This is a genomic window from Nioella aestuarii (assembly GCF_050896395.1).
In the GTDB taxonomy this organism is placed as follows: Bacteria; Pseudomonadota; Alphaproteobacteria; order Rhodobacterales; family Rhodobacteraceae; genus Nioella; species Nioella aestuarii.
Map to the genome: position 1 here is coordinate 54,671 of NZ_JBPBBA010000019.1, position 16,613 is coordinate 71,283.

General features: G+C 60.9%; 19 protein-coding genes. 13 read left to right on the top strand and 6 right to left on the bottom strand.

What is annotated here, in order from left to right; genetic code table 11:
• Nucleotides 1–50: 50 nt before the first annotated feature.
• Nucleotides 51–665 (bottom strand): hypothetical protein, encoded by a 615-nt coding sequence (locus ACROHD_RS12120; protein ID WP_432678152.1) that lies wholly within the window; start codon nucleotides 663–665, stop codon nucleotides 51–53.
• 200 nt (nucleotides 666–865) lie between these two features.
• On the opposite strand from ACROHD_RS12120, the gene ACROHD_RS12125 reads away from it, so the two are divergent.
• The 3 genes from ACROHD_RS12125 to ACROHD_RS12135 all read left to right on the top strand — a co-directional run bounded on the left by ACROHD_RS12125 (nucleotide 866) and on the right by ACROHD_RS12135 (nucleotide 2,633).
• Entirely contained in the window at nucleotides 866–1,180 is a 315-nt protein-coding gene (locus ACROHD_RS12125) for a DUF1476 domain-containing protein (protein WP_432678153.1), read from the top strand.
• 167 nt (nucleotides 1,181–1,347) lie between these two features.
• Nucleotides 1,348–2,361, top strand: a complete 1,014-nt coding sequence (bmt, locus tag ACROHD_RS12130) for a betaine--homocysteine S-methyltransferase (protein WP_432678154.1) — start codon at nucleotides 1,348–1,350, stop codon at nucleotides 2,359–2,361.
• Nucleotides 2,362–2,369: 8 nt separating this feature from the next.
• A complete protein-coding gene (locus tag ACROHD_RS12135; RefSeq protein WP_432678155.1) occupies nucleotides 2,370–2,633 on the top strand; it encodes a methionine synthase in 264 nt (87 codons plus the stop codon).
• Nucleotides 2,634–2,635: 2 nt separating this feature from the next.
• Here the strand turns inward: ACROHD_RS12135 and ACROHD_RS12140 are convergent, their stop codons facing one another.
• Complete coding sequence (locus ACROHD_RS12140; protein ID WP_432678156.1) at nucleotides 2,636–3,718, bottom strand: PA0069 family radical SAM protein; 1,083 nt, start codon at nucleotides 3,716–3,718, stop codon at nucleotides 2,636–2,638.
• Nucleotides 3,719–3,879: 161 nt separating this feature from the next.
• Between ACROHD_RS12140 and ACROHD_RS12145 the strand changes: the two genes are divergently transcribed.
• From ACROHD_RS12145 to ACROHD_RS12175, 7 genes are all read left to right on the top strand, one after another.
• Complete coding sequence (locus ACROHD_RS12145; RefSeq protein ID WP_432678157.1) at nucleotides 3,880–4,581, top strand: corrinoid protein; 702 nt, start codon at nucleotides 3,880–3,882, stop codon at nucleotides 4,579–4,581.
• Between the two features lie 279 nt (nucleotides 4,582–4,860).
• Complete coding sequence (locus tag ACROHD_RS12150) at nucleotides 4,861–5,853, top strand: Hint domain-containing protein (RefSeq protein ID WP_432678158.1); 993 nt, start codon at nucleotides 4,861–4,863, stop codon at nucleotides 5,851–5,853.
• A 424-nt stretch (nucleotides 5,854–6,277) separates the two neighbouring features.
• Nucleotides 6,278–7,039 (top strand): Hint domain-containing protein, encoded by a 762-nt coding sequence (locus tag ACROHD_RS12155; RefSeq protein ID WP_432678159.1) that lies wholly within the window; start codon nucleotides 6,278–6,280, stop codon nucleotides 7,037–7,039.
• A 220-nt stretch (nucleotides 7,040–7,259) separates the two neighbouring features.
• Nucleotides 7,260–8,150: a Hint domain-containing protein gene (locus ACROHD_RS12160; protein WP_432678160.1), complete on the top strand. Its 891-nt coding sequence runs from the start codon at nucleotides 7,260–7,262 to the stop codon at nucleotides 8,148–8,150.
• 102 nt (nucleotides 8,151–8,252) lie between these two features.
• Nucleotides 8,253–8,993, top strand: coding sequence for a metallophosphoesterase family protein (locus ACROHD_RS12165; RefSeq protein WP_432678161.1), 741 nt, complete (start codon nucleotides 8,253–8,255; stop codon nucleotides 8,991–8,993).
• Nucleotides 8,980–9,861: an EamA family transporter gene (locus ACROHD_RS12170; protein ID WP_432678162.1), complete on the top strand. Its 882-nt coding sequence runs from the start codon at nucleotides 8,980–8,982 to the stop codon at nucleotides 9,859–9,861. Before ACROHD_RS12165 ends, ACROHD_RS12170 begins: the two co-directional genes overlap by 14 nt.
• 74 nt (nucleotides 9,862–9,935) lie before the next feature.
• Nucleotides 9,936–10,631, top strand: coding sequence for a DUF1638 domain-containing protein (locus ACROHD_RS12175; protein ID WP_432678163.1), 696 nt, complete (start codon nucleotides 9,936–9,938; stop codon nucleotides 10,629–10,631).
• 63 nt (nucleotides 10,632–10,694) lie between these two features.
• Here ACROHD_RS12175 and ACROHD_RS12180 read toward each other — a convergent pair whose 3' ends face one another.
• On the bottom strand, nucleotides 10,695–11,126 hold the full coding sequence (locus ACROHD_RS12180; protein ID WP_432678164.1) for a SufE family protein: 432 nt from the start codon (nucleotides 11,124–11,126) through the stop codon (nucleotides 10,695–10,697).
• A gap of 119 nt (nucleotides 11,127–11,245) precedes the next feature.
• Between ACROHD_RS12180 and ACROHD_RS12185 the strand changes: the two genes are divergently transcribed.
• Nucleotides 11,246–11,704: a hypothetical protein gene (locus tag ACROHD_RS12185; RefSeq protein ID WP_432678165.1), complete on the top strand. Its 459-nt coding sequence runs from the start codon at nucleotides 11,246–11,248 to the stop codon at nucleotides 11,702–11,704.
• 180 nt (nucleotides 11,705–11,884) lie between these two features.
• Here the strand turns inward: ACROHD_RS12185 and rnd are convergent, their stop codons facing one another.
• The 3 genes from rnd to purM form a co-directional block, all read right to left on the bottom strand.
• The gene (rnd, locus tag ACROHD_RS12190) at nucleotides 11,885–13,048 is read right to left on the bottom strand and encodes a ribonuclease D (RefSeq protein WP_432678166.1); all 1,164 of its coding nucleotides are present in this window, start codon (nucleotides 13,046–13,048) and stop codon (nucleotides 11,885–11,887) included.
• A 270-nt stretch (nucleotides 13,049–13,318) separates the two neighbouring features.
• Nucleotides 13,319–13,912, bottom strand: coding sequence for a phosphoribosylglycinamide formyltransferase (gene purN, locus ACROHD_RS12195; protein ID WP_432678167.1), 594 nt, complete (start codon nucleotides 13,910–13,912; stop codon nucleotides 13,319–13,321).
• Nucleotides 13,909–14,955 carry a phosphoribosylformylglycinamidine cyclo-ligase gene (purM, locus tag ACROHD_RS12200; protein WP_432678168.1) on the bottom strand — a complete coding sequence of 349 codons (1,047 nt, stop codon included), beginning with the start codon at nucleotides 14,953–14,955 and terminating at the stop codon, nucleotides 13,909–13,911. Before purM ends, purN begins: the two co-directional genes overlap by 4 nt.
• Nucleotides 14,956–15,141: 186 nt before the next feature.
• Here purM and ACROHD_RS12205 point away from each other — a divergent pair, with 186 nt between their 5' ends.
• Both ACROHD_RS12205 and ACROHD_RS12210 read left to right on the top strand, forming a co-directional pair.
• On the top strand, nucleotides 15,142–16,068 hold the full coding sequence (locus ACROHD_RS12205; RefSeq protein ID WP_432678169.1) for a Hint domain-containing protein: 927 nt from the start codon (nucleotides 15,142–15,144) through the stop codon (nucleotides 16,066–16,068).
• Nucleotides 16,069–16,394: 326 nt separating this feature from the next.
• Nucleotides 16,395–16,541, top strand: coding sequence for a hypothetical protein (locus tag ACROHD_RS12210; protein ID WP_432678170.1), 147 nt, complete (start codon nucleotides 16,395–16,397; stop codon nucleotides 16,539–16,541).
• The last annotated feature ends 72 nt before the right edge of the window (nucleotides 16,542–16,613 follow it).

The window sequence follows — 16,613 nt, forward strand, 5'->3', positions numbered from 1 at the left end:
CACCGTTTGAGGCGCGTATACGCCCAAGGCCATCGAAAGGGAAGCGGCCCTTACTGCGCGCTAAAGCCCCAGAAGCCAAGCCGCCCGCTGCCGACAGCGATTATACCCGCGCGGTTGTTAAAGGGGCGGTGCGTCAGGTCGTAATTGCGAAAGAACTCATCGTTGAGATACATCCGCGCCTGAGTTCCGCTAATCCGCACCTCCAGCACGTCCGATCCGTCACCGCGCCCCACCGGGTCGCCGGCTTCACCATAGATCACATCCATGGTTTCGACGTCACGGTTGATCGCCATCAACGTATTATCCGCCGTCAGCAGAAAGGCGATGTAGGTGCTATTGGCTTCGCCGAAGTCATATAGCAGCCCGGTCGCCGCCACACCTTGCCCGTCATCATTGCGGGCATAAACATTCGCGCGAAGGATCAGCGTACCGTCGTCGTTCAGCAACGGCATCTCATAATAGCGGATTGCGCCCGAATCCGTGGTGTTCTGAAGAACGAACCAGCCGTTTTCTTCGTATCCGCGCCATAACTGGTCCTGAAACTCGCCCAATCCCAGGGGCTGAAGATACTCTCCTAGCACCGCATCGACTGTTGCCTGGGCCAAAACCGGGGATGCGGACAGCATGATTGCCGTCGAAAGGGCGGCTATTGTAGATCTGAACATGGCGGGTTCTCCTGCAAAAGGCTGAGTAAAATCGGGTCGCTATATGGGGCTAATATGAGGTCAAGGAGGCGATTCGGTCCAGTTTTCTGCACAAAAACCGTTCAGCAGCGGCCTCCAGCCGCACAATCCACCCTTGTGCGACCCACCCTGCCCGGCCTATTTGAAAAGCAACAAATGCATCTGAGTCAGGAGAGCCCAAGATGACCACCTTCGATGACCGCGAACACGCGTTCGAAGCCAAGTTCGCCCATGACGCCGAAATGGTGTTCCGCGCCGAAGCCCGCCGCAACAAGCTGGTTGGCCTGTGGGCCGCGGAGATTATGGGCAAAACCGGCTCTGACGCCGATGCCTATGCCATCGAAGTGGTGAAGTCCGATTTCGAGGAAGCGGGCCACGAAGATGTGGTGCGCAAGGTCGCAGCGGATCTGGACGGCAAAGCCACCGCAGATGAGATCCGCGCCAAGATGGCGGAACTGCTGATTGTGGCCAAGGGCCAGCTGATCAACGAAGCCTAAGCCACAAGGGCTGCCAAGACATGACAGGGCCGCCCGTGCAGATCGCGGGCGGCCCTTGCCGTTCTAAATCGAACGAAGCTCATAACCTTTATGCAGATTATGCGCTTGCCTCATCTCCCTGTCGCGGACCAAGAAGGCCCTGCGCAGATATCTGAAAGACGACTCACATGACCAATCTCCTGTCCAAGCTGATGGCGGAACGCGACTGGCTGATGGCCGATGGTGCGACCGGCACGACCCTTTTCAACATGGGGCTGTCCTCGGGCGATGCGCCAGAGCTGTGGAATGTCGATCACCCTGATCGCATTGCGGCGCTCTATCAGGGGGCGGTCGATGCGGGGTCGGATATCTTCCTGACCAATTCCTTCGGCGGCACCCGCGCCCGTCTGAAGCTGCACGGCGCACAGGACCGGGCGTTCGAACTGTCAAAGCTGGCCGCTGAGATCGGCCGTGAGGTTGCCGACAAGGCGGGCCGCCCGGTGGTCGTGGCTGGCTCTGTCGGGCCGACCGGGGAAATCATGGTGCCCATGGGCGCGCTAACCCATGAAAGCGCGGTCGAGATGTTCCATGAACAGGCCGAAGGTCTGAAGGCTGGCGGCGTCGATGTGCTTTGGGTCGAAACCATTTCCGCCGCCGAGGAATTCAAGGCCTTCGCAGAGGCGGCCAAGCTGGCCGATATGCCCTGGTGCGGCACGATGAGCTTTGACACCGCAGGCCGCACAATGATGGGCTTCACCTCGTCCGATATGGCGGCAATGGCCGAAAAGCTCGATCCGCGCCCGCTGGCCTTTGGCGCCAATTGCGGGGTCGGCGCGTCCGACCTTCTGCGCACGGTTCTTGGATTCCGCGCCTCGGGCAGTGACATTCCCTTCATTGCCAAAGGCAATGCCGGCATTCCGAAATATGTGGACGGTCACATTCACTATGACGGCACACCAGAGCTGATGGCGAAATACGCCCTGCTGGCCCGCGATGCCGGTGCAAAGATCATTGGCGGCTGCTGTGGCACCCAGACGGAACATCTTCGCGCGATGAAGGCTGCACTGGAAAGCACCCCGCGTGGACCTGCCCCGACGCTAGACCAGATCGCAGCCGAGATTGGCGGTTTCTCATCCGATAGCGACGGCACCGGCGATGACGCCCCCGCGGCCCGCCGCCCCCGCCGCCGCGCACGCGGCTGACCAAGACGATGGCGCGCGCGATCCGGGCGATTTTCCTAGGGCTTGCTGCCCTGGCGGGGCTCGTCTGGATCGGCGGCTATGTCTACATCAACTCACTCGCATGTGCGTTCAGGTCAGGCAGCTCTTGCCGGATCACAATGCCGTGGCGCATGACCGGCGAAGACCTGTTGCTGCTTGTCCTCATTCCGGCCTCTATCGTTCTGATATTGCTTTTCTTTGCATGGCTTGCACATCGGCGGGTCAAGACCGGCGGCGCGGACGGATCAAAGTGATGTCAAAAGAGGCTCAATTGATCGCCGGGGCGCGGCGGCACCCGGAACAGGTCTGTTCTGAGCGCGGACATCGACCGGCTCAGGCCCGCCGCCCTAACTGCGCGGGCAAAGCGTTTTTGCAGCAAATCCGCGTAGATGCCAGTTCCGGTCAGCCGTTGCCCCCAATTCGCGCTATAGTCTGCACCTCCATGCATGTCCCGCACCCTTGCCATGACCCGTGCGGCGCGCAGCGGCACATGTTCCTCCAGCCAGGCCTTGAACAGCGGCGCAACCTCCAGCGGCAGGCGCAGGGTAATCATGCTGGCCCCGGTCGCACCCGCATCGGCCCCGGCTGTCACGATCTGCTCAATCTCATGGTCTGTCAGCCCCGGCACAATGGGCGATACCATCAGGCGCACGGGGATACCCGCCGCCGCCAGCCGCTCGATGGTCTTCAGCCGCCTTGCAGGCGTTGGCACGCGCGGCTCCATAGCCCGCGCCAGACCCGCATCCAGCGTGGTGACGGACACCCCCACTTTGGCCAGCCCCTGCCCCGCCAGCTCCGCGATAAGGTCGATATCGCGCTCGATCAGCGTGCCCTTGGTCACGATCCCGACCGGATGGCGAAAATCGCACAGAACCTGCAACAGACCGCGCATAATCTGGCGATCCTTCTCAATCGGCTGATAGGGATCGGTGTTGGTGCCGATGGCAATCGGCTGAACGTCATATCCGCGGCGCCGCAGGTCTCGCATCAAAACGGCAGGCGCGTCGGGGCGCGCGATCAGTCGTGTCTCGAAATCCAGTCCGGGCGACAGGTCCAGATAGGCGTGCGATGGCCGGGCAAAACAATAGATACAGCCATGTTCACACCCCCGGTAAGGGTTGATCGAGCGATCAAAACCCAAATCGGGCGAGGCATTCCGCGTGATCACCGACCGAGGTCGTTCGACCGTGACTTCGGTGCGCAGCGGCGGCAGATCTTCTTCGATGTCCCAGCCATCGGGCTCGGCGCGTGTTTCCAGACGGTCAAAGCGGTTGGCGGGGTTAAACCCTGCGCCTCTGCCCCTGCGACGGGCCTTGTCGATGATCTGATCGAACTCCATGCTTCAATCTGGAACATAAGAAGAACATTCACAACCCCGACTTGCATCAAGGTCGGTCACGACGCGACGCGTGTCGCAATTCAGCGCGTCAGATTTGCGTGCTGCGGCCAAAAGTCGGAGCAGTCCTCGAAACCCCCGGTCCGGTCAGGGAGCCACCAAATATGTCCGATGAAGACGAAATCATCCTCTCCGAGCTCGACGATGAAGAGCTTGTGCAGCAGATGTTCGATGACCTTTATGACGGTCTCAAGGAGGAGATCGAAGAAGGCGTCAACATCCTGCTGGAACGCAATTGGGAGCCCTACCGCGTTCTGACCGAAGCGCTGGTCGGCGGAATGACCATCGTCGGCAAGGACTTCCGGGACGGCATTCTCTTTGTTCCCGAAGTGCTGCTGGCCGCCAACGCAATGAAGGGCGGCATGGCCATCCTCAAGCCGCTCTTGGCTGAAACCGGCGCGCCGCGCGTCGGCAAGATGGTCATCGGTACCGTCAAGGGCGACATCCACGACATCGGCAAGAACCTCGTCGGCATGATGATGGAAGGCGCGGGCTTCGAAGTGGTCGATCTGGGTATCAACAACGCCGTGGAAAGCTATCTCGAGGCGCTGGAATCCGAACAGCCCGACATCCTCGGCATGTCGGCCCTGCTGACCACCACGATGCCCTATATGAAGGTCGTCATCGACACGATGGTCGAGACCGGCGTGCGCGACGACTACATCGTGCTGGTCGGCGGCGCGCCCCTGAACGAGGAATTTGGCAAAGCGATCGGCGCTGACGCCTATTGCCGCGACGCCGCCGTGGCCGTGGAAACCGCCAAGGAATTCATGGCGCGCAAGCACAATCAGGCGGCGGCGGGCTGAGATTTCAGCGTATCTTCGCGCCAGGCACCAACACGAAACCAGACCTCGTCTTCAGAAATGAGACGGGGTCTGTCAATTTCCGACCGCCCCCTGCGCATCTTGTCGGCCGACCTTGCCGAGACGAAACCGGCTGGCGCGGGCCGCGTCCTGCATCAAGGCAAGCCCTCTGGCAGCGCAAGGTTTGACAAAAGGTGACTGTCTTCTTTAGGAATTGTGAACGCACAGGAAAGATTGACCGGAGAAAACCTCTTTTGTCGTGACATCAGAGGGGCAAAACACATGGCCGACTATGTCTTTTCGGCGGGCACCGACTTCACAATCTACAGCGCGCGTTTTCAGGGCTTTCGATCGTCCGGAAGTTTGACGGGCGACCTGACCCTAAGCGATGGCGACCCCACAGATTCCGAGTTCACCAATCTGGAAAGCCTCAACTATAACTTTGCCTCGGGATCAAGCGGGACAAACGGATCGTTCTTTGGCACGATAGAAATCGGCGGAGTTAAGTATCCGTATGCCCGCCTCGGAAACGACGATGTTTATGTGATTGGGATTCAGCTTTCTCAAGCCACCTACCCCAGTTCGGATGTGCTGCCCGGATTTGACTCTTCGAGTTTTCCCACCTGCTTCCTGACGGGAAGCCGAATCGCAACACCAACTGGTAGCATTGCTGTCGAAGATCTTGCCATCGGTTGCGAGATTTCAACGGCAGAGGGCGGCTGCGTATCGGTAAAATGGATCGGTCGCCAGACCGTCTCCACCCGCTTCGGCCCCGCCGAGCGCCTGATGCCGGTGCGCTTTGCTGCCGGGTCTCTAGGAGAGGGTTTGCCCCACACCGACCTAACGGTGACCGCCGATCACGGCATGCTGGTGGAGGGAGTCATCTGCCATGCGGGCGCTCTGGTGAACGGCACCACGATCACGCGGGTGCCGCTGGCCGAGATAGGTGAGACCTACACCGTCTACCACGTTGAAACCGAGGCCCATGAGGTCATCCTCGCCAACGGCGCCCCCGCCGAGACCTTCATCGACAACGTGAGCCGCCGTGCCTTCGACAACTACGCTGAGTTTGAGGCGCTCTACGGCGACGTGCCCGAGATGCGGGAACTGCCGTTTCCGCGCGCGATGAGCGCGCGGCAGGTGCCGATGGCGATCAAGGCGAGGTTGCAGGGGGGGGGCGGCAAGCGCCGCATAGCCTGCGTCAGTGTGCCGCCGCTGCTTTCCCGGTGGCGGCATCCCGCTTTCCAGTGTCGCACTCAGAAATGGGGCAACTGAACCAAAAGGATTGTCCAACTCGCTCCTTGGTCGGAAGAGTGGTTTTGGTCGCGCGATTGTGGGCGGGCATCTCGTTCACGTCGTGATCGAAAAGCTTCCCTGTTGCGCTCACTTTAAGTGATGACTACCCTTTGAAGCTAGGGAAACGTTGACAGATTCGGCTGCCATTGATTGGCGAATTCATTCTCTTCCCGGAGACACAAGTTCATGAGGCGGCAGATCAAACAAGGCTGCCCACGCGCGCTGAGGGGGGCGATTAGTGCCTAGTACAAGCTTCAATGACTACGTTTACTTAACAGGATTAGAATCCGGTGGGATACTGTTTTGGGGTAGCGCTGCCAACCACAACATATCGCTTACCGTTACTGATGTCGCGAATGATGGAAATGTTGACTCTGCCGATTCTCTTTTCGCGAATTATATTTTGTTTTCAGGGTTTTACTTTACAGCTCCGAATGGCGATACCTACGCGATCTATGAGGACACAGCTTTTGTCGGTGACTATTACATCCCCTACAACGCTGCCGACTATGATCTCGGCGCGGTCTTTCCAAGCACCGGCACGACCTCAAGCTTTCAGGCCGAGAACTTCACCCCGACCGGCAACCCCATCTGCTTCCTTGCGGGCAGCCTGATCGCGACACCTAAGGGCGAGGTCGCGGTCGAAACCTTGAAGATCGGCGACAGCATCCTGACCGCCTCCGGCACCGTGGTCCCCGCGAAATGGATTGGCCGTCAGCACGTCGCGCCCTTCGCCGTCAACATGAGATTGCCGGAACGTCTCGCCCCGGTCCGCATCGCTGCTGGCGCCTTGGGCGAGGGCCTGCCGCATACGGATCTGACGGTGACGGCAGATCACGCGATGCTGATCGAGGGCGTCATCTGCCACGCGGGGGCGCTGGTGAATGGCACCACGATCACCCGCGTTCCGCTGGCGGAAATGGGCGAGAGCTACACGGTCTACCACATCGAGACCGAGGCCCACGAGATCATCCTAGCCAACGGCGCCCCCGCCGAGACGTTCATCGACAATGTCAGCCGCCGGGCCTTCGACAATTACGCAGAGTTCGAAGAGCTCTATGGTGATGTGCCCGAGATGGAGGAACTGCCCTATCCCCGTGCGATGAGTGCACGGCAGGTGCCAACACGCATTCAGACCAAGCTTTCGGCTGAAATCGCTGCCTGAACCTTTCCAGGGCCGACAGGGGCAAGGCCTGCCGTCGCACGCTTCCCGCAGCTCATCGGGGGCACGATCGCCACTGATGCAATCGCCGCCCTCTTTGCGAATATTCGGGTCTGCCCATTTGACCTAGAGGGCACAATGGCAAATGGTCAGTCAGAACCCCTCGCATAAAACCGGGGCAAGGCCCACATACTGGACAGCTTTGGAACAGCCGTAGAGATTAATGACAGACTTCACCTATGCCGCGATAGCCTGGTACACCCCATCGGGAACCTATATCGACCGATCGGAATCTCCCGGAACGCTCTCTGACGCGGATGCTGATGATCAGTTCGAAGGCTCGGATATCGCCGGCCCGATCCCGCCACATATCGGTTTCGTCAACCCGACCTATGTCGGGACGCTCGATTTGGGGGGGCAGATTTATCCGGTCTTCGAGGATGGTAATCTTTTTGTGTTTATCCCCGAGACCGGACTTCCGACGATAGACTATCCCTTTGGTTTGGATATCAACCTGAACTGGATCAGTACTGGCACAGTCTACCAATTCTGCTTTGCAGCCGGGTCCCTGATTGCGACGCGGGAAGGAGAAACGGCGGTCGAGGATCTACGCATGGGAGACCCGATCCTGACCGAAGACGGAAGAAGCGTTCGGGTCAAGTGGATCGGCCGCCAGACCGTATCGCCCCTTTTCGGCCTCGCCAACCGCCTGATGCCCGTGCGCTTTGCTGCTGGTTCGCTTGGGGATGGCCTGCCGACCGCTGACCTGACCGTCACTGCCGATCATGGCATGTTGGTGGATGGTGTGATTTGCCACGCAGGGGCCTTGGTGAACGGCACCACGATCACCCGCGTGCCTCTGGCGGAAATGGGTGAGACCTATACGGTCTACCACATTGAGACCGAGGCCCATGAGATCATCCTCGCCAATGGCGCGCCCGCCGAGACCTTTATCGACAACGTCTCGCGCCGGGTGTTCGACAATTACGCAGAGTTCGAAGAGCTCTATGGTGATGTGCCGGAGATGGAAGAACTGCCATACCCCCGCGCGATGTCCGCGCGGCAGGTTCCGGGGGTGATCCGGGTGAAGCTGGGCCTCGTGAAAGCAGCCTGATCTTTGGCTTACGGGTTTTAGGACACGGCCCCGAAGCGCCTTTGCCTTCGGGGCCTTTTCAATGGCTTGCATCGGGCGGTGAAGTCAGTGCATCTCATTCCTATGCGACTCTACGCGATCGGAGATGTTCACGGCCACCCGGACCTGCTGCGTCACGCACTGGACCGGATCGAGGCCGACCGCGCCCAGGCAGGCGATCACACCGCGCCCGTGGTGCAGATCGGTGATCTTGTGGACCGGGGGCCGGACAGCCGCAGCGTGGTTCAGGCACTGATGGACCTGACCGAGCGGGATGCCCGTGTGACGGTTCTGAAGGGCAACCATGACAATATGTTCGCGCGGTTCCTTGAAACTCCGCCACAAATCGACCCGCGTCTTCGGGCGGATCTGACCTGGTTGCATCCCCGGCTTGGCGGACTGGACACGCTGGCAAGCTATGGGGTGGACCCTGACCAGCCTGTTGAGCAGCTGCACGCCGAGGCGCTGCGCGCGGTCCAGAAGGCGCACCGGGAATTCCTCAACTCGCTTCCTCTCTCAGTGATGCATGGCGACTGTTTGCTGGTACATGCGGGCATTCGCCCCGGCATCGCGATTGCGCAGCAGGACCCAAGCGATCTCTACTGGATCCGCCATGAGTTCCTCGATGATCCCCGCGATCACGGGCCGTTGGTCGTTCATGGCCATACACCGGTCGAACGCGTGGAACACCATGGCAACCGGCTGGCCATAGACACCGGCGCGGCCTATGGGGGGCCATTGTCCGCCGTGGTGATCGAGGGGCGCCAGGTCTTTCTGCTCACGCCCGATGGTCGGCAAGAGTTACGCCCCGATGCCCCTGCGTGACATGGTCTTCATCGGGCTGGTGGTGCTGGCCTGGGGGAGCAATTTCACCGCGATGAAACTGGCATTGGAGGAGCTGCCGCCCTTCCTGTTCGTCGGTCTCCGATTTGCGATCCTTTTGCCGCTTCTGGTGGTGCTGAAACGCCCGAACGTGCCTTGGTGGAAGATCATTGCCGTGGGCGCGCTGATCAATATGGGGCAGTTCGCCTTTCTGTTTGCAGCCTTGGCGGCGGATGCGACGGCAGGACTGGCCTCGCTTCTTATCCAGACGCAGGTGCCTCTGACGATCCTGCTGTCTTTTCTCGTGTTCAAAGAACGCATTCGCCCGATTCAGGTGGCGGGACTTCTGGTCGCTGTCACCGGGTTGGGCGTGTTCGCGCTGTCAGCGGGCGGGAATGTGACGCTGTTGGGGCTGGGACTGATCCTGATGGGGGCGCTTTGTTGGGCGCTTGGCAATCTGGTGCTGCGGCGCATGGGGCCGGTCAATACGCTGGCGCTGTTTGTCTGGGCCAGCCTGGTGCCGCCCCTGCCGATGCTGGTCCTGTCCGTGAGTGTAGAGGGCCCTGCCCCGTTTGCCACGCTGGCGGCGATGAGTGTTCAGGGCTGGCTGGCGGTGCTGTATGTGGCGCTGGCCTCTACCGTTCTGGGCTATTCGCTATGGGGGGCGCTGCTGACACGGCATCCGGCGTCGACCGTCACGCCCTATGCGCTGCTGATCCCGGTTGTTGGGCTTGGCGTTTCCGGTGTGATCCTTGGGGAACGGCCCGCAGCGATGGATTGGCTGGGGACCGCAGTTATCCTTGCCGGGCTGGCGATGATGCAGATCCGCCCGCGTCGCGCCCCGCCCCCTGCGCGTCGCGCCCGCCTCTAGGCACCGAACGGATGAGGGTTATACTTGGCAGCACACCCTGCCGCCTTGCCATCCGGCCTGCAAAGGACTGACAAATGCGCCGCCCCAGACGAGACCGCCAAGACCCGGCCGAACCGCTTGCCCCCGGCACCCCGCTGGAAGATGCGGCCCTGACCCGCGCCGGGTTGGCGGCGGCTGGCAATGGCAAGATCCTGCTTCTGGCCTGCGGGGCGCTGGCCCATGAGATCCTGGCGCTAAAGCGGATAAACGCTTGGGATCATCTGGACCTGCAATGCCTGCCCGCCATCCTGCATAACAGCCCCGAGCGTATCCCCGACGCGGTTGAGGCTGCCGTAACCAAGCACCGGGACCACTATAACGAGGTATTCGTGGTCTATGCTGATTGCGGCACCGGCGGCCTGCTACAGGCCCGCTGCAAAGCCCTGGGTGTCGAGATGTTGCAGGGCCCGCATTGCTATTCCTTCTTTGAAGGCAATGACGCTTTTGCCAATCGTGCCGAGGATGAGATCACCGCGTTTTACGTCACGGATTTCCTCGTCCGTCAGTTCGATGCCTTCGTGACCAGGCCCCTCGGTCTCGACAGGCACCCGGACCTGCGCGACATGTATTTCGGCAATTATACGAAGCTGATTTATCAGGCCCAGACGGACAGCCCCGAACTGGTCGACAAGGCAAAGGCCTGTGCGGCGTTTCTCCAGCTGGAATTCGAGCACCGGGTGACCGGTTATGGCGACCTTGCCGCCGAACTTTCGACCGTAGCAAAACGCTGAGACCGGGCGCGGGGGAAACCGCTTGAAGCGGTTTAAAGGCGCTTGCAAGCGCCTTGGTTGCGCCTAGCCAGCAGCGGCAGTCTGAGAGGCCAGAAGCCGGATCCGCTCTACCATCGCGCGCAGGCCGTTCGACCGCTGCGACGACAGGTGATCGTTCAGCCCCAGTCGCGCCAGTTCAGCGCCTGCATCAACTTTCAAAACCTCTTCCGCGCTCAACCCGGCATAGAGCGCATGAAGCACGGCGATCAACCCACGCACGATCATCGCATCGCTGTCGCCCCGGAACCGGAACACCGCATCCGGTCCTTTGCCGTCAATCTCGGGCAGAATCCAAACCTGGCTGGCACATCCATCGACCTTCGTCGCAGGCACCCGGAACGCATCTTCCAGCGGTTCCATTGCCTTGCCAATCTCGATCACGTGGCGATAGCGCTCTTCCCAGTCGTCAAGAAACTCGAACGTGTCGGCAATCTCTTCGAATGCGTCGGTGGCCATGCGTCTCTCCGTCAGATACCCGCCACAGACCTAGGGCGATGCGCCCCAAAGGTCCAGAGGTGCTTTTCAACCTGTCCTCAATGCGCTAGGCAAGAGCAGATGACAGGCGGAGACAGTCGATGACCCCTCGCATTTTGATGACGCTTTTGGTGGTGGTGCTTGGCTTAACCGGCTGTGCGTCGCGTCTCAATCCGATGAACTGGTTCGGCCGTGATCGCGAAGAACGGGTTCAGGTCAGCGATACCGTCATTGCCGCCCCGGTCGATGACCGGCAACTTGTCAGCGAAGTGATCAGCCTCAGTGTCGATCCACTGCCCGGCGGCGCCATCATTCGTGCCATGGGTCTGCCCCCGCGCCAGGGATACTGGGAAGCCGACCTTGTTGAAGTGGGCCGCGACGGCGGCGAGATCGTCTTCGAATTCCGCGTCTATCGCCCTGCCGATCCCAACACCCGCACAGGCACCCAGAGATCACGCGAAATCCTCGCTGGCACCTCGCTGAGCACGCAGGACCTGGCGGGCATTCGTCAGATCGTGGTGGTCGCGCAACAAAACCGCCGCAGCGTCAGCCGGCGCTAAGTCACACACCAGCGCGCCCGTCTTGGCATTGCCTGCGCGATTGGCAGCCCCTTGCACACGGCAACAGTCTTCCCATGCCAACCATTCCTGCCGCCCCGGCAAACACGGCAGGTCTCGGGCCCATGCCTCCTTCGTGTAACAGGGCAGCTGGCCACGCCCTGGCGGGCGCATTCTCAGGTTTTACTGAAGCGAAACGATTTTCACCTTTTGGCCTTTGGCCGACAGGGCAATCTCTCCGTTACACAACCGCAGCGCATCCTTGCCAAAGACCTCAAACCGCCAACCATGCGCCCAAAGCCCGTCGCGCCCGCCGCAGGCGATGTCATCCAGATCCGAGCTTGAAGCGATCAGCTTTTGTGCCACGCCGGCATCCTCTGCCTTGGCCTTCAACAACACCCTCAGAAGATCGGACAACGCCGGGTTCAGTGCCGACCGATCCGGCGCACGGGCGGCCTTTGGGTGGTCCGCGGCGGGCATTTCCATGCCACGTTTGACCGCATCCAGAATTCCGTCAGCGATGTCCCCCTTGCGGCCTTCCCGCTGCAACAGGCGCGACTTGCCAAGATCCTGAACAGAGCGCGGCTTGGTCGAGGCCAGCTCCAGCAGAACATCGTCCTTCATGATCCGGTTGCGCGGCACATTGCGGGACTGCGCGGTTGTCTCGCGAAATTCTGCCAGTTCTTTCAAAACGGCAAGGAACTTGCCCGAGTTGGTCCTTGTCTTGACCCGTTTCCAGGCGTGCTCGGGCGTAACGACATAGGCATCATGGTTGGTCAGAACCTTAAGCTCCTCTTCCATCCACGCGGTACGACCGGTGCGCTTCAATTCGCCCGAAAGATGTTCGTAGATCTGGCGCAGATGCGTCACATCCGCGAGGGCATAGGTCTTTTGTGCCTCCGACAGCGGCCGGCGCGACCAGTCCGTGAACCGGCTTGACTTGTCGAGGCTCGCCTTGGCGATCTTGCGCACCAGCGTCTCATACCCGACCTGCTCGCCAAAGCCGCAGACCATGGCCGCCACTTGCGTATCAAAGAGAGGCTCCGGCATCACATCGCCATCGACGTGGAAAATCTCCAGATCCTGCCGCGCAGCGTGAAAGACCTTCACCACAGCCGGATTCCGGAACAGCTCATACAACGGCTCAAGCGACATGCCCTCTGCCAGCGGATCAACCAGCACCGCATCGGCCTCATCCGTTCCAGGCAGGGCAAGCTGCACAAGGCAAAGCTGTGCAAAATAGGTCCGTTCCCTCAGGAACTCGGTATCGACGGTGACGTAGGAAGCTTGGGCAGCACGGGCACAAAAGGCGGCCAGTGACTCTGTCGTGGTCAGGGTCTGGGGCAAACGGATGCCATCCTTCTTGTTCTAGCATGTGGCGGGACATTCGCCGGTTCATCCGTGATAGGCCAGCCCGCCGGGAATGAAAAGACCGCAAGCCTCCCATTCTTCTTGGCCCAAATACTCTCGCCGAAGGCATCGGACCTGACCGCCGCCCCAACGCAAGTCCAAGTGCGCCTCGGGGACCGCCGTCCATGGCAATGCGGCGCGAGGAGGGCTCCGAAGGAGCTTGACGAGCGGCGCTCCCGGATCGACGCCGTCAGGCGGCGAAACCGCTCAGGACAGCAGTACCGGTGTCCGGTCGCCCTCTGCAAAACGCCGCAGGACAGCCGGATAGAGCCGATGCTCCTGCACCAGTACCCGCGCGGCAAGCAGCTCTGGCGTATCGCCCTCCAGCACCGGCACACGCGCCTGCCCCAGGATCGGGCCGTCATCCAGCACGGGCGTCACCTCATGCACGGTGCAGCCATGCTCCGCATCGCCTGCTTCCAGGGCACGGGCATGGGTGTGCAGGCCCCGATATTTTGGAAGAAGCGAAGGGTGAATATTCAGCATCCGGCCCGTGTAGCGACCGACAAAGCCCTCGGTCAGCACCCGCATAAAACCCGCAAGGCACAGAATGTCGGGCTCGGCCGCATCCACCACCCGCGCCAGTTCCTCTTCGAACGCCACCCGGTCGCCCTTGAAGGGGCGATGGTCCACCACCGCCGTGGGGATGCCCATGGAGCGGGCCTTTTCCAGCCCGCCTGCGCCCGGCACATTGGTGATCACAAGACAGGGTCGCGCGGGGTGATCGCCCGTCATGCTCTCCGCCAGCGAGACCATGTTCGATCCGCCGCCAGAGATGAAGATCGCAACCCGCTTCGTCACTTCAGCGTCCCGCTGTAACGGATGCCCGCCCCCGCCGTCACGGTTCCAAGCCGCGCGACGGTTTCACCCTCGGCGCCTAATAGCGCGGCAATCTCCTCGGCACGATCCGCCGCCACAACAACCACCATGCCGATGCCGGAGTTGAAGGTCTTGAGCATTTCTTTCTCGTCCAGCCCGCCCTCGGCCATCAGCCAGGCGAAGACCGGCGGCAGCGACCACGAGTTCAGGTCGATCTCGGCCCCCATACCCTCAGGCAATACCCTCGGCAGGTTCTCTGTCAGACCGCCCCCGGTGATATGGGCCAGCGCATGTACGCCCCCTGCCCGCACTGCCGCCAAAGCCTGGCGCACATAAAGCCGCGTTGGGGCCAGCAATTCGCGGCCCAGTGTGTCGCCGCCAAAAGGCGACACCGCGTCCCAGGCAAGGCCCGAGCGTTCCACGATCCGACGCACCAGCGAATAGCCGTTGGAATGCACCCCGTCCGATCCCAGTCCGAGCAGAACATCACCTTCACTTACGCCCTCTGGCAGAGAGGCGCCGCGTTCCATCGCGCCCACGGCAAAGCCTGCAAGGTCGAAGTCGCCCGGTGCATACATGCCCGGCATTTCTGCGGTTTCGCCGCCGATCAGCGCACAGCCGGACCGCTTACAGCCTTCCGCAATACCTTCGATGATCGTGGCGGCGTCAGCGACGTCCAGCTTGCCGGTGGCGAAATAGTCGAGGAAGAAAAGCGGCTCTGCCCCCTGGCAGACCAGATCGTTGACGCACATGGCGACCAGGTCGATCCCAATCGTGTCGAAGACGCCCGTGTCGATCGCGATCTTGAGCTTGGTGCCAACCCCGTCGGTGGCAGCCACCAGAACCGGATCGTCATAGCCGGCGGCCTTCAGGTCAAACAAGGCCCCGAAGCCCCCCAGCCCGGACATCACGCCGGGCCGCGAAGTGGCCTTGGCGGCGGGCTTGATCCGCTCCACCAGCTCGTTGCCTGCGTCGATATCGACACCCGCTTGCGCGTAGGTCAGTCCCTGTTTTTCGTCCGTCATGGCCCGCTCCTTCAAACTTGGCGCCCTGCTAGCAGCGGCGGCACCCCATGTCCATTGCCCGCGTGTCGCGGGACCGGGTCAATCGCGGGTTGCCACAACATGACGCCTTGGTAAGGTTCATCGAACACGCCGAGCGGATGATCCCACGTTCAGACCCGTGTGTTTACCGGAATGAAGGAGCCACTCTTGCCCACATCTACGACATTTATCGGCGCAGTCCGCTTTACCGGCAGTATTTCCGGAAACACTCTGACAATTGGCTCTTCGCCAGCAAACGTCTTCGGGGTTACTCAATGGGATCTGGATGACAGCGGGTCCATCAACACCGGCGATTATCTCTATATCAATGCTTCCACTCAACCTCAGTATTCGGGCTACGGCATCACCCCCATTGGGTCCAGCACGATGTACCCCCTGTTCGTGGTTTCGGGATCCGGGGAATACTATGTCCCCCACGACACCGAGATTGGTCCCGGCAACTTTCCGGGCGGCGCCTACACGGTCACTCCGCTGACGGTCTTCTGTTTTCTGGCCGGAACCCTGATCAGCACCCCAAGCGGAGAGATCGCGGTGGAAGACCTGCGCATCGGCGAGCCGGTGGTGACTGCCGAGGGGCGGACGGAGCCGGTGAAGTGGATCGGTCGTCAGACCGTCTCCACCCGCTTCGGCCCCGCCGAACGGCTGATGCCGGTGCGTTTCGCTGCTGGTTCGCTTGGCGATGGTCTGCCGTATGCTGACCTGACGGTGACGGCTGATCATGGGATGCTGGTGGACGGCGTGATCTGCCACGCAGGGGCGCTGGTGAACGGGACGACGATCACCCGCGTTCCGCTGGCGGAAATGGGCGAGACCTATACGGTCTACCACATCGAGACCGAGGAACACGAGATCATCCTCGCGAATGGCGCCCCGGCTGAGACCTTCATCGACAATGTCTCCCGCCGGGTCTTCGACAACTACGCGGAGTTCGAAGCGCTTTATGGCGACGTGCCCGAGATGGAAGAGCTCCCCTATCCGCGTGCGATGTCGGCGCGGCAGGTTCCACCTGTGGTGATCAGGCAGCTGAGAAGCGGTGCAGCCCCCTTGGACCGACGGTCTTCTCAAGCACGATAACGCAGCGGTCCCTCACTCTCCCAATCATGGGCCAGGCATCGAAACTTCCAGCCTCGTTAAGGAGTTTTCATGCCGAGGGATGTTCAAACTGAGGGCAGGATGCCAAAAAACCGTGCCCGTTCTGCGACGGCCAGCAAAAATCGGCTGGCTGCTCCTACGCAGCGACAAAAAGTCTTTAATCTTCGTTAATTTCTTAGTATTTCCGCCGAAAGAGCAGTGAAGCCGAGATCAGTGGTTATTGGGTGGCGCAAGTTTTTTGCGCATCGGGAACTTAGCGTGAGCTCCGAACTTCTCTTGAGCGTGATATTTTAGATCGGAGGCCATTTATGGCGACCTACACTGTAGCCACCTACCAGCGATACGACAACACCGATGGGACGACAGCCACACCGAACAAGAACGTGGCCACTATTACAGAAAGCAGCGATGATGGCACCTTCATCGTGGGCGAGACTGTGAGCCTCCCCTTCTGAATTGGTCCACCGTTATGTTTAGGAAACGGAGGACAGAGAATGGCGAACAAGCGACACAAGCCAGAGGAAATA